Genomic DNA, 21409 nt, shown 5'->3' on the forward strand with positions numbered 1-21409 from the left:
GTTAAAAGTGCATGTAAATTTTATTTATGCTTTATAAGCCAAGCTAAGTATTTTGCCTTATTAGCATAATTAATGCACATCATCACTGTAAATATTGTGTTCCCAGTTTTATTGCCGTCCGTAATTTCACTTAGTATATTTAAAATAAATTAAAAAATATTGGAGTGGGCTGAAGGTAGTGGAGTGGGCATCCTTGCCCGCTCTGAACGTAGGACGGGCAGGGATGCCCATCCCACAAGATGTCTATCCACAAGATGTTTCTTTTAAAAGATGTATAATAGCCTACAGTATATGTAATTCATAAACTAGAAATGATGAACATGAAACACGCGCGTTTGTGAGATGTAACAGGTGCAAAAATTACGGTTGGCAAGTTTTAAAAATTAATGTTACAAAAAATTTATACGATTTAATACCTTTTAAATGTATAAAATCAATCGTTAGCTTAATAATCAATTCATATAGAACAAATACACTAACCAGAATAATGATTTATGGCTCGATTAGAAATGCATTTCAATGGAACGTTTGCTTTAAAAAGGGAAGAAGTCAGTAGAATCCTCAAAGCTGCTAGTGAAGAAAAAGCTTTAGATGATACGCTTCAAGGTTTGATGGACAGAACTAATTTAGGCAATGCAAAAGTTGGAAAGATAAAAGGCTGGGCAGAGCGTGGATGTTTTGTTAAAGGAAAACGTCTAACCCCAGAAGGAGAGCTTGTTTGGAAATTAGACCCCTACCTTGAGTTGTACGTAACATGTTGGTTAATGCATTTTTATTTATCTTTTGGAAGTAAAGGACTACAAAAACCACCGAATGAACCTTCTGACTGGGGTGGTTGGTCTTACTTTGTTTATAGCTTTCTACCACAATATAAGATATTTACAGCTACAGATTTACATAATTGTGGAGGAGCGATTTTTGAGGAAAAGAGTGATGTAATTTCTCAAAGGTTCTCTTTTATATTGCGCGCGTATACAGAATCTCAAGCTTTAGCGTCTTGTGGTTTTCTGACTAAGCAAGATGACCAGTATTATGCTTACAACACGAACTTAGAAAATTATTATTTAATTGGATATTTTTTAGCAAAACTGTGGGAACGTGATTTTGGCGCCACAACTTCAGTATTAACTGATGATATTTTAAATCAGAAAATGGGACTGGCACCTGTTTTAGGTATCGATGCTTCAACTCTTCAAAGTTATTTGAATCAAATGGAGACATTAGCAATTATTGAACAAAGACGCGCGGTTTCTCCGGCACAAGTAATTCGTCGATGGGATAACCCAATGACCTTATTGGAGAAAGCTTATGCTCATTAAAGATTTAAAGTTACGTGAAGCGCAACCAAGTGACCGTCCTCATTTACTGCTGTGGGACACTCCAAATGACTTAGACTTAAAACAGCTTGCTTTATATGAAAATGCTGAGTGCATTAGTTATCGAGATAATCTGATAGATCGTACACCAGCAACAAGTCGCTTTTTGAAGTTGAATTTGCATCTAGCTCGTGAAGTAGATGAAATTAAAAAAATATGCGTAGAGGTAAGTAAACCTGTCGTACTTCTCTCTGACTTTGATTGCTTTATTACATATTTATACACAGAGCAAGATTCAAAAGTTACCTTTTTCTGGAAAAACCTTGATACTACCCGACACTTGGAAAGCATCCTTTGGATAATACTACCCCGTAAATTGGCGCCTACCGATTGGGACGAAAGCCGCATTCAATATATATAAACAAAATATATAAAAAACAACTATTAACTAACTATGTAAATAGATAAAGGATAATGTAAACAAATGTATTTAAGTCAACTTGTTACAATTAATGAAAAAGCAATAGTCGCGAATGCAGTAAACTTTGGGTTAATGGATGACCCAGCAAAAAATTTGCTATTATGTGAAGGCTTTGTCTTTAACTATGACTCAAATAAACCTAAAGCTTCTACAGTTGGCGTATTAGATGCTTTAAGACGTAGTTTTCACAGTCCCAACGAACCAAATATTCATTTAATGGTACAGGATTATGGTAAGGGAAAATCGCATTTTGCCTTAGCAGTCGCTAATTTTTTTCAGAAACCTTACAATAGTCCAGAAGTCGAAGGTGTTTTAAAACAAGTTGAATATGCAACTTCGAGTAAGAACCAAATTTTAGATGCCTTAAAGCACTATAAACAGCAAGGCAGAAATCTAGTTATTTGCCTTAGTGGTGATAAAAGTGATAAAGACCTAAAAAGGCAGTTTATACAAGCTGTTAAAAAAACCTTAAATGATGAAGGAATTAACGACGTAATAGCCCAAAGAATTTGTAATGAACCTCTTCAGTATCTCGAAAATTTAACTTTGGAGCAGCGTGAATCAGCAGAAGCTTATTTAGAAGAAATTGGTAATCCAGAAGGAGACATAAATGAAATTCTAAATAATTTACGTGATAATAACTATCAAGTTGTCAATCGTGTCAAACAAATTTGTCGTAGAATTAATAAATTTACACCTGATTTTGATGCTGATATTGACGTTGAAGAAATTCTAACAGATTTAGTCAAGAAGTTATGTATTGGTAATGATAGACGTTTTAACGGAATATTAATTATATTCGATGAACTTTATAACTATCTACAAAATTGGTCAACTGACCCTGTTGCTGCTGGTGGTACAACTTTACAAAATATAACTAATATTTGCGAAAAATATAAGGGAAAGATAACTTTACTTAGCTTAACTCAGCGAAGACCAGGGCGAGTTACTCCATCTAAGAATGTTGAAGATTATAATCGATTAGTTTCCAGAGTTGAACTACTAACTAGTACTTATGAGCCTGCAACAAGTTTAGAGTCAGTATTAAATAATCTACTGAGTCAGCAAACTCAAACGTCTGCATGGCAGGTATTTGAGAAGAAGTGGCAAAACACATTAAACGATACTAGCACTAAAATTTTTCAGAACCGCACTGCAAATTACTATCAAAGCCGTAACTGGCAAGCTGAAAAGTTTAAAAAAGAAATTACAATAGGTTGTTTTCCATTATACCCTCTAACGTCTTATTTGCTATGCAATTTAGATTTTACTCAAGGTCGTGGGGCAATTCAGTTTGTTCAAGAAACTGTTCATAATTTTATTCAACAACAACCTGTTGAAGTTAATGGTAATGGTAATATTAATTTTATATATCCTGTTCATTTAGTTGATGCACTAGAAAGTAATTTTTCTAAATCTGGTGAAAATTCCGAATATTCAACAGTGTTTTCTGATTATACTTACTCAAGTAATAAAGTAAAAGCTTCTGCCGATAAAGAACTAGAGGAAGTACTAATTTTAAAAGCTTTATTACTTTTCTACACTAGTAATGGAAAGCTAGTAAAAGGAGATAAAGAAAAGCATGAAGAGCTATTAAGCATTTTAACTGGATTAACTATAAAAAAAACGCGAGAGACTTTACATCAACTAGATAAAGTTAGAGGAATTATCTATTTAAATCCAGCAGATAATACTTATCGATTTTATTCTAATGGATTTGGAATTGATGAAATTAAAAGACAAATTAAGGAAAAGAGCATTAATAAATCCCCTTCGATTGAAAAAGTTGTAAATTATTGTCAAAGCAATATTGAAAAATTGGTGGGTAGTGAAAATACAATACCAAGTCTATTTATAGGAAAAAATGGTCTGCGTAGTGAAGATTGGAAATATCAAAACAAAGTTTACACCGTTACAAGATTTGAACAAGCTTTGCAAATTTCCAAGATTCTTGATGGTGTCAAAGCATCTGGTATAGTGGCTTATGTTGTTGCAGAAACTCAGGAGCAGTTGTTGGGAATTCGTAATAAAGTAAACCAGTTATTAGAACGTTCTCCAATTAAGGGTCAAATTGTTGTAGCAATTATTTCTCAACCCATTGATAAGTTAGCTAAAAAATTGATGGAGTATGGAATTGTTGAGAGCATGAGGCTTCAAGACTACAATGCCGCTTTAACTCAAGTCAAGCAGTTGTACGATAAGGAAATCAATGATATTACAGTAGAGTTATTTAAATCTTGTACTTATTACTGCCATATTTTAGATAAAGTACCTACTGCTGACCGCAATAATATTTCAAAAATGGTTAGTGCAGTGCTTGAGGACAGATATCCTCTAGTCCCAACTGTGAATAATAACGATAAAATGTATCTTGGTCACAGAACAGGCACCAGAGTTATTGCTTATCTATCAAAATGTTTATTAGAAAATGATTCTTTGCCTCAAGTATTTCCGGACAAAAGCTTTAAAACTGTAGTAGACCAAGTTTTTACAAATTCTTGGGGGTTATTTAAAGTAGTACATCAACAATATCTTGTAAATGTTCCAACCCATCGCAACATCAAAGCAGCGTGGGACAAAATTTCTAATTTAACGGCTTTAGGCGAAGAATTAGAAAAAACTATTAAGTTTAGTCAAATTTGGGAAACTCTTTCCAGCCCTCCTTATGGGTATAATCAATTTACTTTCACAATTTTGTTAGCTGGTTGGCTTGCTTATCACCGTTCAGAGCTATTAATTAGCGGTGCTTTTGGTATTCCTAAAGGGTCAGAGCAAGTAACAGTCCGTAAAGAAGCAGTCAAAAGCTGGGCATCTATAGATGTTTTTGAGCATCCGCAGAATTTTGTAGATGTCTGGGTAAAAAATGGACGCAATTCTATAATTCGCCGCAAACCGACCCCTTACCCTCAAGTGCCAAATTCTGTTAACTATGACGAGGCACAGCAATTTATTCAGGATATCATTAATTACCTCGCAACCGCGCAAGATGCAGATAAGATTAAGCAAATAAATACCGTACAGCGAATACTTACAGCAGGCGCTGAACAGCTTGATAATTTAATCGAGCCTATCACGCAAGCTGAGACTCTTCTTCAAAAAGACAATGTATCTACAGACATAGATATTCAGTATTTACTTAATATTTCTGAAGTCTTACAAAAACCCTTGTCTACAGTTTCTATAGAAAAGTTTTCTATACATCCTACACAGCAGCAACAAGAAAGGCACAAAAAAATTTCACAAACAGTCATTGAAAAAATTGGACAAATTATCGATAGCGAATGCGCGCGTATTGAATCATTAAATTCACAAGCAGATTGTGAAACTTACAAAACTAATATTACTAGACTTAAAAATAAAATTTCTCAAGTCAATTACTTACCATCTCGATTTGCGGAACAGCTACAAAACGCTTTACAAGTCTCTAATCTCAGACTATCAGAAATTGTAGAGCAAACTCAAGTAGATAATTGTATTAATGAAGTGCAAAATCTTTACAGTACTTTAAAGGCTTTAGCAACACAAGCTGATTACCATGACATTGAAATTCAGATAGAACAACGAGTTGTAGCGGCACCTATTGCGAGAGAGAAAGATACTTACAAAAATATTATTAATGAGTTAAAAGCAAAGCAAGAAGCTCTCATTCAAAAAATATCTGATTGGGAAAACCAGTTTACTCAAAATATATCTCTCTCTTCTGCACTTCAGATGAGTAGTAGTATCAATCAGGAGATTCAACGTTTTACTGATGAATATAGTACAAGTAGACTTCATAAGCTTCTTGAACGCTTAAAAGGCATAATTTTACAGCGTGAAACAGAATCAGAAGAATCTGATGTTATTAACGATGTTCTAGATACTGCCGCGCGTAAATTAGAAGAAGCGAAAAATGCAAAAAAATTGTCAGATGCTTTTAAAGCATATAAAGAACTCGACCAGCTAAAATTACCGCTTCAAATTAAAGCTGTAGCTTTAAAAAATAAGCCAGCAGAATTAGAGACATTAAAATCACAAAATTATACAGAAGTTTTAGCAAAAATAAATCAAGTCTTTGAAAAGTGTGACCAACCTATAAATCAAAAAAGTGACTACCAGCAATTGCAAGATTCTCTTCGGGAAATCAAAATTTTTATCAATACTTGTGATGATTTTAGAAAATTATCAGATGATTTATGTGAAGCAGAAGATACTTTGCAAACGCAGTATGACGAATTTCAAAAGCACGAGGAAGATAAGCAAAGTTTTTCAGCTATTCGCCAAAAATCGCCAAAAAGTTCAAATACAATTCGATTATGTGAAGAAGCGATTGCGAATATAGATACTTCAAGAAGCAATTTTAATTATCCTGAGCAATTTGTTTCAGAAGTTGATAAGATAGTTAAAGATTTTCAAGCTAAAATAACTACTTATAAACATGAATTAGATAAAATAAGAGAAAATCTATCAAGAGCTAAAACATTTCAACAAGTTGTAGATATTAAAAATAGCCATACAAAATTAGAATTTGTATTTAATGGTTCCAGTGAATATAACGTTTATCAAGAATTGCAAGCTGTTATTGACTCAGTAGCAGAAGATATAAAACATCTGAACTATTGGGAGAGTCTTTACAAGCAAAGTAATTCAATTGCTTCTTGCGATAGTACTTTAGAAAGCATTTCTCAAGAAAAAGCTGCTTTACATAACCTTGGGAGGTTTGAAGCTCAACTTGAGCAATTACAAGCAAATCTTGCTCAGAAAAAACAAGGTTACATTAACCAGCTAAATGAACTTGAAGCAAAATTAAGCAGTATCATAAATCAAAAGCAAGCTCAAACGCTGCAAACTGAACTGACTAATAAGTCATCTTACTATCAAGCATCTCAGCTAGAACCACGTTATCAAGGTATTTGTTCAGAACTAAGCACACTGAATAACCTGTTACAAATTACTGCTGCTCAAAAAGTTGATACAATTGATAACTGTATACAAGAAAAAGAACGGTTACAACACTGGTGCCAAAATACAGGAGAAATTACAGCGACTGTACAAAATCGTTATAATGCAATACTTGCTGAGTTAGAAAAAACAAAGCAAAAATTGGAAAATCAGCAAAGGGAAACTGCAAGAAAATGGTTTGATGATATAGTTGGCAAAAAACAACGCTTAGAAGTTAAGAGTGAATCTGCCAGATTAAATGATGCAATAAGTTTACTCAAGCAAATCAAACAGCAAAAACATCAATATGAGCAAATACTGCAATCAGAAGAGCAACAAACTCTAAACGAGATTAGCAATTACTGTCTAGAAATTCAAAACCAAGATAAAGAAAGCAAAATTATCTCTTTATTTCAAGAATTACCGCTGGATAAACGTGAAAGTTTACTTCAAAGACTAGCTAATATTAGTGCAAGTACAACGGAGGAGTTTTAATGGCTGAACTCTTATCCTTTGGTCAACCCGAAAATGAATCGGAGCGCAAAGCTTTTGAGTATTTGCGTGCTAACTTACCTGAGTCATATAAATTATTTACAAATTTAGAAATTAAGCAAGGTGTGGATATTTATGAAATAGACTTAATTATCATGGCGCCACATTGTGTATATGTTGTGGATATCAAAAACTGGCATGGCAGTATTGATATTTATGACCCAAATTGGCACCCTGATAACTACCAACCTTTTATTTCGCCGCTAAAAAAATTAAGAAAACACGCCAAAGTTCTTAATAGCGCTATATGCGATGTCAACCGCGCGCGACAAAACGATTTGCAGAAAATTCATGTTCAAGCATCTGTGCTAATGACAGATGTTAATATCAAGATTACTGACTACGGTGATAGAGATGGCGCCCACATAACATACTTAGATGAGCGCTGTCTTAAATATTTTAAAGATAAATCTTACATACCTGAGTATCGTCTTGACAATATTAAGCCTTACATATCTTATGTAGAACGGGCAATTACTGGTAGGTCAAGTCCAAAATTAGGACTGCTTCGCTATCGTGACTGGCAGGTAGAGGAAAAACTTAGCGAAAATGAATTGTGCCAATATACCGAGTATCGCGCGAAAAGCTTAACAATAGGTCTGAGTAACCTAACTGCACGCTTGCGAGTATACAAAGTTGACCCTTTGCTAGAACCAGCAGAGCGTCAAAAGCTGTATAATTTGATTAGTACATCGTTTCTAGCAGTTCAGCAACTTCCTTCTCACTCAAATATTTTGAATATAAAGGAGTTTTTTGAAAGTCCTGAACATAATTGCTTAGTTATAGTGACAGAAGATGTAGAAGGACAAGCACTGCGTCAGTACATTAAAAAGCAGAGTCTTAGTTGGGAAAGGAAAATAGCTGTAATAAAAGATGTGCTGCGAGGGTTGAAACATGCTCATAAACATGAAGTAATTCACCGTAACATTACTCCTGACACAATTTTAGTTACTGCGAAAGGGCAAGCGCGACTAATTGGTTTTGATTACGCGCGTATTTCCAACCGTACCAGCACTATATCAGATGACATTATCAATGAGTTGGAACAATATGCCGCATATCAAGCGATAGAATGCCAAAACGACCCTGCACAAGCTAGTGTTGTTTCTGACCTTTTTTCTGCTGGGCTTGTATTTTATGAATTGTTGACAGGTTCTCCTGCTTTTACAAGTGCAGAACAAATTTATGAATGCAGCGCTCAATTTCCTAACAAACCGTCTCAGCTAATAAATGAAATTTCAAGTGTATGGGATAATTGGCTGCAAAAAATGTGTGCTTTCGACCCCAAAGACCGCTATTCTAATGCAGGCGCCGCACTCAAAGAATTAAATAAAGAATTAAATAATCATAATTTACTACTAGCCCCCCTTATTAAGGGGGATTGGGCGGATCAAAATGATAAAATCAACCTTCAAGCTGGTGATATTATAGATGACCGCTACCGAGTAATTAAGCAATTAGGGCGCCCTGGTAGTTTTGCTGTTGCTTATCATGTATTGGATACTACTGGCGATATTGAATTAGTATTAAAGCTAATTACGCGCGATAAACTTTCTGTATACGAGCGACTGCAACAAGAATATAAGATATTACAAAAAGTACCAGAACATCCTCATATAGTTAAAGTTACTTGGGCTGGTTTACTAAAAGATGATACTCCTTTTATCGCTTTTGAATATGTAGATGGGCAAGATGTTGAAATTTTAATTGAAAGCAAGACTATATCAAAGGAACAAGCCGTTGAAATAGCAAAACAAACTGCTTTGGGTCTGTTACATTTACATCAACATCAAGTTCGTCATCAAGATATTAAACCCTCTAACTTAATTTTAACTGATAAGGGTATACGAATAATTGATTTCAATATTTCTGTGTCTGACAGTGAGGAAATTACTAAGAATGCTGGTACAAGACGCTACATACCCCCAGATTATCAACTTACAGCTAAACTTACCGCGCAAACATTAGAAGATAAAACCGACCGAGATTTATATGCTTTAGGTATAGTGTTTTATGAATGTGTAACAGGTCGTTACCCTTTTGATGAAGCACAGCCACCAAGAGATAAATCGCCTATTAATCCCTGTACAATAGAAGGTTGTCAGGATTTAAGTAATGAATTAGTGCAGTTATTGATGAAGATAATTGCACCGAAGCGGAAAGATAGATTTACGAACGCCCTTGAAATAATTACAGCAATTAGTAATATTGCAAGTTCTACACATTTCAATTTATTTGATGTGCAATCAACACATACTATAAACCCAGATAAACCGCCAGATAAACCGATAATTCTTGACCCTACAGGAGTATACGAAATTCCTTCTGGCTATATTTCCATTACAACCGAAGTTGAATGGATGAGGTATTTTGGTACAAGTAATTTACCTTGCTGGGTTAAAGGTCGGCGCCTATGTGACTGGGCAAGAGAATGGTTACGAGTTTGGGATAAATTAGACTTAATAGCTGAAGAAAAGCAAAGTCCTCGTCTTCGCTTACAGCAACTGTTTAACCCAATTACTATACCTAGCGAGTGGACACAAGCACAACTTCTTACTCTTGCAACAAAACTTGATGCTTATCCACAAGAAAACCCAATAGTTTATTTACTGGCAGAAGCTACGCAAACCGACAAACAAATATGGCTAGCGGCGCCTTCAGTTGAAAATTTGGCACTTTGGCTTACAATACAAGTTCCACAAGAATGTAGAATTTTGGAAAAAGTATGGCAGCAAAAAGTACAACACGAATTAGCAATTTACTATCAAACTGAAGATAAATTAGCACTTTTACGTCGTTGGTTAGGTATTGCAAAACCAATTATTACCGAATTACCTAAGTATCCGTTCTTAATTCCCAGTATTCTAGAAAAAGAATTTGATGATTATTGGACAGAGCAGCTATACAGCACAGAAGCCAAAAGTCTAGATGATATAAGTATACCAAGTCAGCAAGTAGGTTTCGAGCGAATAGCCAAGCTTGCCTACGATTTTTTCAATAATCGTCCTAACTTTATTAATAAGGTTAGAGAAAAGAAAATTGCTGCTTATTTAAGTTATCAGCAGCAAGTAACATTATACGATAAGCAGTCTCCACCAAAACCTGAACCTCTAGCAATAGATGCGAGTTCAAAGCAAGCACTTACTTGGGTAACAGAAAATTATCTTCCTTTTCGTCGTTGGGAAATTATTGTTGCTCAAAAACCATATGGACAGAGAGACAGCGACCTTTTAGCGGATAGTTTTGTTCAGTGGATACTACAGCACTACCCAGAACTAAAATTTGACGCGGTTGAACATTCACTGCTTAACTATAGCGTTGCATATGATGTCCAAAATCTTTGTCAATCAAATCCTGTGCTTTGGGTTGTCGTTGATGGACTAGGTTATTTAGACCATATAGAACTTTTGTCATACCTGACAAAAAATAGTCAGCTTGCCATAGAACGTTACATTGAACCTCGCTTTAGCATCCTACCAACAAAAACGGAGTATGCTAAATGGAGTTTGTATGCTCAACTTTTACCGTCACATTCTTCATGGGTTAGTGATGCGGGGAAAGGTTTTGCGAAAAGGAGTTACTCTAAACGCTATACAGATAATCGTACAGCAGAACTACTTAAAGATTTAAAGTCTCGTAAACACAGACTATATTGTTGGGACACACAACAGTTTGATGAACTTTATCATCATGAACGCGACTGGGAACACCTTTATAATAATAGGCGCCCTTACATCCTAGAAGGTATTGCAAGAGAGATTTTATCTTTTGTAAAAGAATATCCAGAACCTGAAAATCTTCAAATTGTAATTGCCAGTGACCACGGTCAAATGTTAGGTGTTTCAGAGCAGATACTTCCGAGTGGTAAGAAATTAGAAACAAAAGGCAGAATGGCTATAGGCAAAAGTGATGATACTCGTCTTATAGTTTTAGACCGCGAACGCTATGGTCTTCCTCATGATATTAGCGTTGTACTTGGCGCCGCTAGTCTTGGGGCATTCAGCTACACTACTGATAAAAAAATCATTGGTTCTCACGGTGGGTTATTTCCAGAAGAAGTTGTAGTTGGAGTATCCGTACTACGAAAAACTGTCCAGCGTTTGCCTGTGATTGTAACATGTAGCGGCAAAGGAGAAGCCAATAAGCAAGGAGAACTAACTATCACCATAGATAACCCAAACTCCATACCCCTTACAAATCTATGGCTATATATTCATGAAATAAGTGCTTTTAAATTAGGACAACCTTTAGATATCAGCGTTTCAGCAAATGATAAATTAACATTAAAAATTGATATACCGGAATTTCCAGTGTTGCCAGCAAATTATCAGGGAGATGTTTTATCGTTATCTGGTGAATTAAATTTTCAATTGGCAAATGCTGAAACTATAAGTGTAAACTTGTCCAGTTCAAGCATTGTGATTGAACAAATATATGGAGATAGTGGTTTCAATATAGAGGACTTTTTATAAATGAGTTATACTAGCGATTTTACTTATAATAGTGATTTGGTAACAGAAGTTTTTGACAGTCTTTGTATCGATAAAACTCGATTACCATCAAGTGGGTTAACTTCTGCTGGTGTACCTAGCTTCGTGGCAGAATGGTTACTCGATAAAATTGTACCTGGAACTGGAAAACTGGCGCCAGCAGAGCAAGAAAAAATTAATAAATTTGTAAATAATGCTTTTCCTCGAAAAGACGACTACAACGTCATCATGTTTGAACTATCCAAAGGAGAAGCAAAGAAAATAATTGCTTTGATGCAGGTTCGTATAAAAATAGACCCAAGAGGCAAGTTAATTCCTGAACCTTTAGCACAAATCAAAGTACTAAATTTAGAAGACTGTCAAATTTCTTCTACAATCGTAGAACGTCATGAAATGCTTTTACGTCAGGGAGTTTGGGGCAAAATAACTTTAGCTACGCTTAGTGATGGCACTGTGGAAGTAATAGACTTTGACCCATTTCAGTATTCCCAAGTTAATTTGAAACTTTACGCAGAGTGTAGAGAAAAATTTAGTACACAGCAATGGCGAGATTTACTGTTTTGTTCAATGGGTTTTAATCCTGAACACCCAGACTATACTCAAGAAGCGAAAACTTGGGTATTAGCTAGATTATTACCTATAGTAGAACCTAACTACCATGTAATGGAATTAGCTCCTAAAGGTACAGGCAAAAGTTATGTTTTTGAAAACATTAGTAGCAAAGTATCTCTTATCAGTGGAGGCAAAATAACTCCAGCACAGTTATTTATCAACGGTAGAACTAGAGAAGTTGGGTTATTAGGGCGCCATGATGTAGTAGTTCTCGATGAAGTTCAAAGCTTAACTTTCGACTCACCCGATGAAATGATTGGTCCATTAAAAAACTATCTAGCTAGCGGTCGGTATAACCGTTCTGGTTTTGCAGAAGTTTCCAGCGACTGTTCGCTTGTAATGCTAGCAAATATTGAATTAGACGAACAGTTACGACCGCGCAACGAAGATAATTTAATTAGCGAACTACCAAAATTCTTTAGTGAAACAGCATTTCTAGACCGTTTTGCCGGAATTATACCAGGATGGGAAATTCCAAAATTTAAACAAGAAATGACAGCTTCTCAAATTGGGTTAAAAATGGACTTCTTTGGTGAAGCTTTACTTTCCTTACGTAAAGACAACCGTTTTATATCTTACGCAAAAGACCATACCGAGTTTGAGGCAAACGTAACAGTCCGTGACCAAAATGCAATTCTTAAATCAGCATCAGGATTTTTAAAAATTCTCTATCCTCACTTACAACTAACATTAACCGATTTTTATCGAGATTGTCTAGAACCAGCTATAAAACTACGTCAATCAATTCGTAACTCGCAATACTACCTTGATGATGAATTTCGACAATTAGGTAAAGAAATTTACACCGATGCTAAGTAGAGATGCGATAAAATCGCGTCTCTATTGTGTTAAATTTTACAAATAATTGGTATCATTATGAATTGTAATGTAACTAAATGGCGCCTGGATGTTATATTAACTCACACTAGAATATCTTTGACTGTGGGGTCAACAAGCAGTTACACTTGATTTTTTACAAGTCGCTGGGGAATTGTGTAGGTAGGGCATAGCCCCACTTACAAATATGTATATTATCTAACAAAATACAAGACACTGGGTAATTTCAATTAACAGTAGTAATTACAAGCTTACCTACTACGTGTTCTTTTTCACTATGGACGTGAGCTGCTGCTGTTTCTGACAATGGATACGTGCGCTCAATCACAGCTCGAATTTTGCCTGCTTCAATCAAATCCTTCAAATACGCCAAATCTTTACCGCTTGATTGAAGAACAATGACTTTAGCTTTTCTGCCAGTGAACATTGTCAGGAAACTTTCCACAAATTTGTCGGGAGTGGGTTGAGTCGTAATATAAATCCCGTTGGGTTGTAAAACATTTTTGCACTTAGACAATGAGGAATTGCCAACCACATCAAAAATAATGTCATACTTCACTGTTTCTTTAGTGAAATCTTGTTGCGTATAATCAATAACGCGATCGGCGCCCAAACTTTTTACTAGTTCAACATTGCTCGTGCCACAAACAGCTGTTACAAGAGCCTCCAAAACTTTAGCAATTTGGACAGCAAATGTACCCACTCCACCTGAAGCACCATTAATCAGAACCTTGTATCCCTGCTTAATGTTGCCCTGGTCTCGCAACGCTTGCAAGGCAGTCATTGCAGCCAAAGGAACAGCTGCGGCTTGCTCATGGGTCATGTTGCTTAGTTTAAAAGCAGCAACTTGTTCTGAAACTGCTGCATATTCCGCATAAGCTCCTCCTGTCAAGTTATCAAGTCGAGCGTAGATCGCATCTCCTGGTTTGAAACGGGTAACTTTCTCACCTACTTCCACTACTTCTCCTGAAACGTCAAATCCTAGAATCATTGGAAATTTGTTGCCCGTTAATATTTTGAGCATCCCTTTCCTGATTTTCCAATCAATTGGGTTAACGCTGGTGGCATAAACTTTAACCAGCATTTGGTCGCTCTTTATTTGTGGCTTTTCAACGTCTTGGTACTGTAAAACTTCACCTGAACCATATCTGTTAATAGTGACCGCTTTCATGCTCGTTGCTCCTAGTAGTAGCAAGTACAGTATCTGATGAACGAATTTGCAATTTGTAGCAATTTATTGCAGACTAACTAACATGTTATGTTACTACCTCTTTCTAAAGGCTTATTACTAAGTTGATTTAGAATTTTTGTATGTAAAATTGTAAAATGAGTTAGTAGCATCAGAAATAACCTATGCGTCTTATTCTTTGCGCTGTAAAGTCTTCACTGGCAGATGCTTGGACTCAATATTGCTGTGACTTGGATTTTGTGACAGTGCATCGTGGTTCAATATTAGATGTTGAATGTGACGCAGTGGTAAGTCCGGCAAATAGCTTTGGCTTTATGGATGGTGGTATTGACTTTATATACATGGACTATTTTGGCAAAGATATTCAACTCAAAGTCCGGCGCCAAATCTTTGACCATCACCACGGTGAGCTAATTGTAGGTAATGCTGATATTGTCGAAACGGGTGACTCTAAAATACCTTATCTTATAGCGGCGCCAACTATGCGTGTCCCAATGGTTTTACATGACTCGGTAAATGCATACCTTGCCGCGCGGGCAGTATTTATATTAGTGACACGTGGTACATTTACGTCTGGCGCCAAAACTGGAGAAAAAATATCAGAACATGTTAAAACTATAGCAATGCCAGGTTTAGGTACAGGTGTCGGAAATATTACCTCTAAAACCTGTGCTTTACAAGTAAGAACAGCAATCAATGATGTTTTATTGCGTCAATACGTGATGCCTAAATCTTGGGCAGAAGCAAGCGAGAATCACCAGTTACTTTATACCAATCAACCGAAACGACTACAGTATTGAAGATAATATCATGGTTCAAGGCTCAATCTTCTTTCTAATTCTGCACGACTAATTGTTTTTTCTTGGCGCCGTTGTGCAATTAGCTTCCAAAAATTACTGTCTTTGCTGAGTTCTAGCTGCTCGGAGTCCATATCTTCAAGTCCTATTATCAAAGCAACAGGCTTACCGTTACGATTAATCAGTATTTGCTCTTTTTGAGCATCGTTAATACAGTTTTCTAACGTAATTGCTTCTAAGTTTACTTCTTTCATAAAATTTCTTCTGTTGTTTTGTGCGGTGGTTTATGCCGAATTGCTCGAACGGTAACAGATGCATCCTCTTCATTCACATCATAAAAAGCTCGATATTGATCAATCCGTAATTCCCATATTGGCTCGACATACTCCCAAGGAGGTACTAAATTAACCAAAATCTTTTTATTTCGCGTTATCTTGGTTGGCTCATAAGTTAACTGTTCCTCTATGCTATCTAAGATTTTAGCTCGTTTATCAGCACGTAGTTCTCTCAAATCCTGAAAAACGCTTTCCGTATAGATAATTTCGTACATTACATGTATTGCTTGGCAATTGACCAGTCAAGGAAGTGTCTATATTGTAGGACAGGCGAGACACCTGTTCCACGGAGATAATTTTCTTATTTTGCGGAATTGTATATACATCTTGGGTAGTTCTACTTAAGAGACTATATTAAGAGCTACTATATATGATGACTGCTGATTCTGAAACTTGGGTGACTCCCACTGGAGACCAAATCGCGCGTACTAAAAACCAGATAAACGCTTATATTAAAAATGTAGAAGCTAACCCTAACTACCGTACAGGTTCTGCTCCATTTTATGGTTTTCATGCTGCTGGCGAAGCTGTACGCGGTACGGTAATTATATTTCACGGTTTTAGCGCTAAACCAACTCAGTTATCTGCGCTGTCTGATTATTTGTACAATAACGGTTTTAATTATTACCAAGCAAACCTAGCTAATCATACATTACAACCACCTGATAAGTTTTGGTGTCAAATTGATCTAAAGCCAGAAATTCTCAATCCTCTACGCGAAAAAGTACAGAAAGACCCTGTTTTACAGAAGTTCATCGCCAGTTTACCAGAAGACCCAAGTAAATATGAGCGTCCCCCAATGCTGCAAATGGCTAATATAGTCTCGCGGTTAATGTTAATCGAACCACGTTTGATGAGTATTATGGCAGCAGCAGAAAACGATAATGACCCAAATTTCTCGCGCTACTTTATTTCCAATCACATGGATTATCTCACCGACGCGCGTCAACGTTTGGACGACCTCAAAGCAATGCCGGGACCAATTTATGTTATTGGATTATCGGTAGGCGCCGCGATAGCATTAGGATTAGCAGCAGACCAACCAAAACGTATAGCAAAAGTAGTTGCATACACACCGCTATTAAAACTTTACGAGCCAACGGTTGAGCGGTATATTGAACTAGCAGGTCCTTTGGATATGTACGAGAAGAGTTGGCACCCTGGAGAAAGTTTTCCTGTAGGCGCCTTAAGTGCAGCAGCTAAATATGGTGCTTTTGTACGTGAACCTAAAAATATTAAAGCACTCAAAAATGTTCCTACTTGGATGGTGCTTACAGAAAATGAAGATGCTGCGAGTATTCCAACCAATGAAGACTTTTTCAGTAAAATTGGTGGAACTGATGCAGGACATCGTTTGTTTAAATATGCAGCTTCCGACTTAGTACCCCATCCACTCGCTGAACCTAATGTTCAAAGTCAGGGAATGACAAACCGCTTTTGGCAAAGTTTGTATCAAGAGACTTTCAGGTTTTTAACAACGGGTGAATATGACCCTAGCAATATGGACACCGTTGAACAAGACCCTAATTTACCACAGGTGGCGCCTGTTTAATTCTTCAGAATGTGGCGCCGTTATATAGCAATCCGCGCATCATTTTTGTTCACGAAGTGTACCGCAGGTAAATCCGCGTGTTGTAGAGACGCGAGGAACATCGCGTCTCTACGTAGATATAATTTTTACAACTCATATAGGATTGCTATATATATTGTTATTGTAGAGACGTTACATGTAACGTCTCTACATTTTTGTGAGGGGTTTTGTGTAATTAATATGGGTTGGAATTTAACCTGCCTCTTTCGACGCTTCTCAAGTAATAACCTCGTGTTGGTCGGTTTCTCAAACTAAATGTTTCTCCGCTATTAACTCTCCAAATCTTAAAATCTTTATAAGTTAAATATCTATTTCTTTCACATACTTCTGGCTGATGGTCACCAAGTACAAAATATGCAGGCCCTCTACCCATGACTCTGGCTATTCCATGTCTATCAACTACGACAGATGTTTGTTCGCTAATCCCAATACCTAATACAGATTTCGCTTTTCTGTCTTGAAGCTGCCGCGCGATAAATGTCATCAGGCGCCCCATTCTATCGCGTTTATCAAAGTGTGTATCTACAATCGTATTTCTCAAACTAGACCACGGTAAAAAGTTGTAGGTAAACTCGATATTGCGGTATGGGTCATACAATGCATCGCGCGATTCTACGGCACGACCACAAGCATTGTAAACAAAACTACTTTGTATCATGGCACCTGCACTTGTGCCACCAATGGCGCCACCACGAGCAGAAACCGATTCAATAGCACTTTCTAATTTAGTATTTTGGAAGTTACGAAGGTATTTACACTGGTCGCCACCTGCAAAGAAAATTACCTCGGCATTTTTAACTTTTTCTACTACATTTGCTGCATTTGCGATACTCTTATCATTAATAATTATAGTTTCTACTGAGTCTACACCATCCATTCGATAAATTGGTTCATTATAAGCATCATCACCTGAACCGCGAATTATTACTACATCAACTTTGTTGGAACACTTTGTACACCCGCGCGCTTGATTAATCATCCATTGAATTGCAGAATCTACATCAGTTCCACCACCACCCAAATTATAAACTGACCCAGCAAGGGGCGGGTTTACGTTCTTCGGGTTGCCAAGAATATAACGGTTTTGAGCTACAACAGGAAGTGAAATAACTGTAACAAGTAAGGTAATAATTGCTAGATGGAAGTATTTTAACTTATCGATTTGGACAATTACTGAGGAGATAGTTGAGAACAGATTTGGCATATATATGATTTAAGTTATTTAGTTTGCCTGTGAAGCGTAAGGCAGAGACTTATATTTTATATTTATGCTGTGAAAACTGTCCAAGATGTTTATTAATTTTTATTGGCACCGCACATTTTGATTATGAGTTTGGTGCCGGGACGTACATTACCGATTTCCAAAAAATCTCACTGCTAACCAAATGGCAAAAGCGAATAAGCATATTAAGCCAATTAGAATCAAAATTAATACACCTAAAACTACGTTAATTAACAATTCATCTTTTTGACGACTTTTAACTGGTTCACGTAGATGTGCTTCGAGTAAGTTTACATTTTTAGTATTTGCTTTCCATGTTGTATCAAATATATCTCCTAATATCGGAATTGAGCCAACTGCACCATCAATCACTATATTAAATATCATCCTAGCTAATAAAGATTTAGGCAGTTTAAATTGAATTGCCTGGAATAATATATATACTGATAGTAAAATACCAATAAAGTCCCCCCCTACAGGTAATAATCCCACAAGTGACTCTAGTCCGACTTTAAATCTCGTTCCGGGAACACCAAGCGAACGGTCCCATAAATCACTTAGTTTGCGTAAATTTTGCAGTTTGGCTAGTTTGGCACTTGTATCATGCATATAATAAGGAAACGTAATGATTAGCTGAATGAATTATGAGTCAAAAATGGACAACTGTTGAAGGAGTTGTAACATCTGGATATCAAGTCGCTTCCGGTAAATCCAAAAATAGTCCTTATCCTAGAGGCACTTTAGAAATGCAGCTACCTTTTTTTCAAGATTTAGGACTTAACATAAGTAAATACTACCTGGGCACTTTGAATATATCGATTAGCCCTAAAGAGTTTAAGCTAAATAATCCAGAATATACATTTAGAAATGTTAAGTGGTCGCCTGAACATGATACAGAAGACTTTTCTTTTTCCCATTGTCAAGTAATATTTAACGGTGGTAGCTATGATGCACTAATATACTACCCACATCCTGAAACTAAAATCAATCACTTTCAAGACACTTCTGTTATGGAGATTATTGCAGTTCCCATACCTGACATTAAGTATGGAAACAGTGTTTTTGTTCTAATTAATACAGAAAAAGTAAGTATTATTTAACGACGAACTACTACTTTCAACTGATTAGCATCTTCAGCTAATAAATCTAACTCGATTGAACTAAGTTGTTTCGGTTGCATTTTTTGCAAATCATACATTACAGCTTTGGCTTTCTCTGCACTAAATTTGTAATATTCCGTCAAACTGCCAATTGGATAATTAAAGCTTTGATAACGGTGTTTAAAGTATTTCTCAATATTTCCGCGATTTTCCCAAGTTCCCAATACTTTTATATCAATATTTTTGTAATGTGCTACCAAATCTATTTCTACTTCTTTGATACGCTTTTGAATCTGGCGCCCAGTAACACCAACTTTATAGAACAGTTCCTTATCCGTCTGAATTTTCAAAAAATACAGAGTATATGATAAAATCCGTTTTAGCTGTGCGCGATATAGCTGTAAATCAATAATTCGCTTAGACAAATCAAAACTTTTCTTAAATGTAGCGTGTTCGACCGCCAACTCCAACTTTAATAATTTCTTTAGTATCAAAGGTTCCTGCACCAAATTAAATAATGCCAAGTCGAGGGCGCCAACAGGTATTTTGCCTAAATCATTAAACTCATACCCAGGTGGTATTATATAAACATTCTTATTTAACAACCCAGACTTCAATAAACCAGGAGTAAGCAACTGAGAACTTACAGCATAATTTCTAGAACCATACTCAGTCCACAGTAACTTAAGTAACTTTAAATCCTTACCAGATAAATGAATATCAAAACTGTCATAGAAAGGTAAAACCGGAAATTCCTCATTAGCCACAGAACGACAAGTTTCATCAGTATGGGCAAAGTGGTGTTCCTTCTTCTTACCCTTCTTAGCAGTCAACCCACCGTTACAATACGGACACTTCAGTCTTGTCTTCCCTCGACTAACATCCTCAGTATATACCAAAAACCCTTCATTATCTACACCATAATTTAACCACACAGTTAAAAATCCTCTTCTTTCTTTCTTTGTGTCCTTTGTGTCCTTTGCGGTTCGTTACTCAAACATTGCTATACAATAAGAACATCTACACTACCATCAACATTATGGTAAAGACAATACAGCCAAGAGATACCACATTATTGGAATTAGAAACCTTATTTGGCATTCAACTAATTAGAGATAGACAATTTTTTCGTGAATGGCAAGATAATTTACCAGAACTGACCGAATTAGAAAAGCAGCAGTTAGATAAAGTACAGGCCGGATACTTCAACCTACTTAGATATCCGCCTTTTCTTGAAAACGTTGTTAAGATGGCAGTGTTAGACCCACTTTTATTTATTGGTGATTTCTATCTTTCGCCATACTGCGTCAAGTCTGAAAAGTCCATCGAAATTTCTGCTCTTGATAAAGATACCATTATCAAGGGAAACTTGGATGTCCTCGTTTTAAAAGACCAGCTATGGCTAATGGTAATTGAATCTAAACAAGCAGCTTTTTCTATAGAAGCAGGTTTAGCACAGATACTAGCTTATATGTTAGCAAATCCTTACCAAAATCAACCTACCTTTGGCATGATTACAACAGGAGGAAGTTTTGTATTTATAAAGCTAGTTCAAACAGAACAACCACAGTATGCTACTTCCAAGATTTTTGAACTTCGCAACCCTGATAATGAATTGTATGATGTTTTGAAAATTCTTAAGGGTATTACTCACTCAGTTATCTCAGAACCTCGAAAATAACCCCTCTGTGTCCTCTGTGCCTCTGTGGTAAAAATAAATACTATGACTGCACAGTCAAGATACTTGTGCTACAAGATGTGGTTTTCAAACTTTGGCTAGATTTATATTTTTGATAAATATCTATTTGAGGTAGATGCCAAAATAGTAAAGATTTGTAAAGATAATAGAAAACGCCATCATCTCTACAGCCGTCAGCACCCCGTACTAGGGTATGAGGCTTCATGCCTGAACTAACGAAATTACACGCCCGTTAAAACGGGTCTATTTCGTTTTTCTTCTCCTATCT

Annotated in this window: 15 protein-coding genes; 9 read left to right on the forward strand and 6 right to left on the reverse strand. The window is 36.3% G+C overall.

What is annotated here, in order from left to right; genetic code table 11:
* The first annotated feature begins 494 nt into the window (after nt 1-494).
* The 5 genes from AC2JBO_RS05710 (at nt 495) to brxL (ending at nt 13190) form a co-directional block, all read left to right on the forward strand.
* Complete coding sequence (locus AC2JBO_RS05710) at nt 495-1319, forward strand: hypothetical protein (RefSeq protein ID WP_496952667.1); 825 nt, start codon at nt 495-497, stop codon at nt 1317-1319.
* Nucleotides 1309-1737 carry a hypothetical protein gene (locus AC2JBO_RS05715; protein ID WP_496952668.1) on the forward strand — a complete coding sequence of 143 codons (429 nt, stop codon included), beginning with the start codon at nt 1309-1311 and terminating at the stop codon, nt 1735-1737. The genes AC2JBO_RS05710 and AC2JBO_RS05715 overlap by 11 nt, the downstream gene beginning before the upstream one ends.
* Before the next feature lie 63 nt (nt 1738-1800).
* A complete protein-coding gene (locus AC2JBO_RS05720; RefSeq protein ID WP_496952669.1) occupies nt 1801-7212 on the forward strand; it encodes a hypothetical protein in 5412 nt (1803 codons plus the stop codon).
* Nucleotides 7212-11741 (forward strand): methylation-associated defense system protein kinase MAD6, encoded by a 4530-nt coding sequence (gene mads6 / locus AC2JBO_RS05725; RefSeq protein ID WP_496952670.1) that lies wholly within the window; start codon nt 7212-7214, stop codon nt 11739-11741. Before AC2JBO_RS05720 ends, mads6 begins: the two co-directional genes overlap by 1 nt.
* Nucleotides 11742-13190, forward strand: a complete 1449-nt coding sequence (gene brxL / locus AC2JBO_RS05730; RefSeq protein ID WP_496952671.1) for a BREX system Lon protease-like protein BrxL — start codon at nt 11742-11744, stop codon at nt 13188-13190.
* 244 nt (nt 13191-13434) lie between these two features.
* On the opposite strand, the gene AC2JBO_RS05735 is transcribed toward brxL, so the two are convergent.
* Nucleotides 13435-14379 (reverse strand): NAD(P)-dependent alcohol dehydrogenase, encoded by a 945-nt coding sequence (locus tag AC2JBO_RS05735; RefSeq protein ID WP_496952672.1) that lies wholly within the window; start codon nt 14377-14379, stop codon nt 13435-13437.
* 182 nt (nt 14380-14561) lie between these two features.
* Between AC2JBO_RS05735 and AC2JBO_RS05740 the strand changes: the two genes are divergently transcribed.
* A complete protein-coding gene (locus AC2JBO_RS05740; RefSeq protein ID WP_496952673.1) occupies nt 14562-15197 on the forward strand; it encodes a macro domain-containing protein in 636 nt (211 codons plus the stop codon).
* Nucleotides 15198-15205: 8 nt separating this feature from the next.
* Here AC2JBO_RS05740 and AC2JBO_RS05745 read toward each other — a convergent pair whose 3' ends face one another.
* Both AC2JBO_RS05745 and AC2JBO_RS05750 read right to left on the reverse strand, forming a co-directional pair.
* Nucleotides 15206-15448 carry a hypothetical protein gene (locus AC2JBO_RS05745; RefSeq protein WP_496952674.1) on the reverse strand — a complete coding sequence of 81 codons (243 nt, stop codon included), beginning with the start codon at nt 15446-15448 and terminating at the stop codon, nt 15206-15208.
* A complete protein-coding gene (locus tag AC2JBO_RS05750) occupies nt 15445-15744 on the reverse strand; it encodes a type II toxin-antitoxin system RelE family toxin (protein WP_496952675.1) in 300 nt (99 codons plus the stop codon). The genes AC2JBO_RS05745 and AC2JBO_RS05750 overlap by 4 nt, the downstream gene beginning before the upstream one ends.
* 155 nt (nt 15745-15899) lie before the next feature.
* Here AC2JBO_RS05750 and AC2JBO_RS05755 point away from each other — a divergent pair, with 155 nt between their 5' ends.
* Nucleotides 15900-17081, forward strand: a complete 1182-nt coding sequence (locus tag AC2JBO_RS05755; protein ID WP_496952676.1) for a serine aminopeptidase domain-containing protein — start codon at nt 15900-15902, stop codon at nt 17079-17081.
* A gap of 214 nt (nt 17082-17295) precedes the next feature.
* On the opposite strand, the gene AC2JBO_RS05760 is transcribed toward AC2JBO_RS05755, so the two are convergent.
* On the reverse strand, nt 17296-18324 hold the full coding sequence (locus AC2JBO_RS05760; protein ID WP_496952677.1) for a cyanophycinase: 1029 nt from the start codon (nt 18322-18324) through the stop codon (nt 17296-17298).
* Between the two features lie 147 nt (nt 18325-18471).
* Nucleotides 18472-18951: a DUF4112 domain-containing protein gene (locus AC2JBO_RS05765; RefSeq protein WP_496952678.1), complete on the reverse strand. Its 480-nt coding sequence runs from the start codon at nt 18949-18951 to the stop codon at nt 18472-18474.
* Between the two features lie 35 nt (nt 18952-18986).
* Here AC2JBO_RS05765 and AC2JBO_RS05770 point away from each other — a divergent pair, with 35 nt between their 5' ends.
* Nucleotides 18987-19442, forward strand: coding sequence for a hypothetical protein (locus AC2JBO_RS05770; RefSeq protein WP_496952679.1), 456 nt, complete (start codon nt 18987-18989; stop codon nt 19440-19442).
* Here the strand turns inward: AC2JBO_RS05770 and AC2JBO_RS05775 are convergent.
* The gene (locus AC2JBO_RS05775; RefSeq protein WP_496952680.1) at nt 19439-20377 is read right to left on the reverse strand and encodes a competence protein CoiA family protein; all 939 of its coding nucleotides are present in this window, start codon (nt 20375-20377) and stop codon (nt 19439-19441) included. The two genes, AC2JBO_RS05770 and AC2JBO_RS05775, sit on opposite strands and share 4 nt — an antisense overlap.
* Before the next feature lie 104 nt (nt 20378-20481).
* Between AC2JBO_RS05775 and AC2JBO_RS05780 the strand changes: the two genes are divergently transcribed.
* On the forward strand, nt 20482-21123 hold the full coding sequence (locus tag AC2JBO_RS05780) for a restriction endonuclease subunit R (RefSeq protein WP_496952681.1): 642 nt from the start codon (nt 20482-20484) through the stop codon (nt 21121-21123).
* Nucleotides 21124-21409 lie beyond the last annotated feature (286 nt).

Source organism: Calothrix sp. CBUCES-K 9914, assembly GCF_059640475.1.

Excerpts from the sequence above, each read along its gene's own strand:
- AC2JBO_RS05720 (WP_496952669.1), top strand. The coding sequence starts at position 1,801 with ATGTATTTAAGTCAACTTGTTACAATTAATGAAAAAGCAATAGTCGCG.
- AC2JBO_RS05710 (WP_496952667.1), top strand. The coding sequence starts at position 495 with ATGGCTCGATTAGAAATGCATTTCAATGGAACGTTTGCTTTAAAAAGG.
- brxL (WP_496952671.1), top strand. The coding sequence starts at position 11,742 with ATGAGTTATACTAGCGATTTTACTTATAATAGTGATTTGGTAACAGAA.
- AC2JBO_RS05750 (WP_496952675.1), bottom strand. The coding sequence starts at position 15,744 with ATGTACGAAATTATCTATACGGAAAGCGTTTTTCAGGATTTGAGAGAA.
- AC2JBO_RS05760 (WP_496952677.1), bottom strand. The coding sequence starts at position 18,324 with ATGCCAAATCTGTTCTCAACTATCTCCTCAGTAATTGTCCAAATCGAT.
- AC2JBO_RS05780 (WP_496952681.1), top strand. The coding sequence starts at position 20,482 with ATGGTAAAGACAATACAGCCAAGAGATACCACATTATTGGAATTAGAA.
- AC2JBO_RS05735 (WP_496952672.1), bottom strand. The coding sequence starts at position 14,379 with ATGAAAGCGGTCACTATTAACAGATATGGTTCAGGTGAAGTTTTACAG.
- mads6 (WP_496952670.1), top strand. The coding sequence starts at position 7,212 with ATGGCTGAACTCTTATCCTTTGGTCAACCCGAAAATGAATCGGAGCGC.
- AC2JBO_RS05770 (WP_496952679.1), top strand. The coding sequence starts at position 18,987 with ATGAGTCAAAAATGGACAACTGTTGAAGGAGTTGTAACATCTGGATAT.
- AC2JBO_RS05745 (WP_496952674.1), bottom strand. The coding sequence starts at position 15,448 with ATGAAAGAAGTAAACTTAGAAGCAATTACGTTAGAAAACTGTATTAAC.
- AC2JBO_RS05765 (WP_496952678.1), bottom strand. The coding sequence starts at position 18,951 with ATGCATGATACAAGTGCCAAACTAGCCAAACTGCAAAATTTACGCAAA.
- AC2JBO_RS05755 (WP_496952676.1), top strand. The coding sequence starts at position 15,900 with ATGATGACTGCTGATTCTGAAACTTGGGTGACTCCCACTGGAGACCAA.
- AC2JBO_RS05740 (WP_496952673.1), top strand. The coding sequence starts at position 14,562 with ATGCGTCTTATTCTTTGCGCTGTAAAGTCTTCACTGGCAGATGCTTGG.
- AC2JBO_RS05715 (WP_496952668.1), top strand. The coding sequence starts at position 1,309 with ATGCTCATTAAAGATTTAAAGTTACGTGAAGCGCAACCAAGTGACCGT.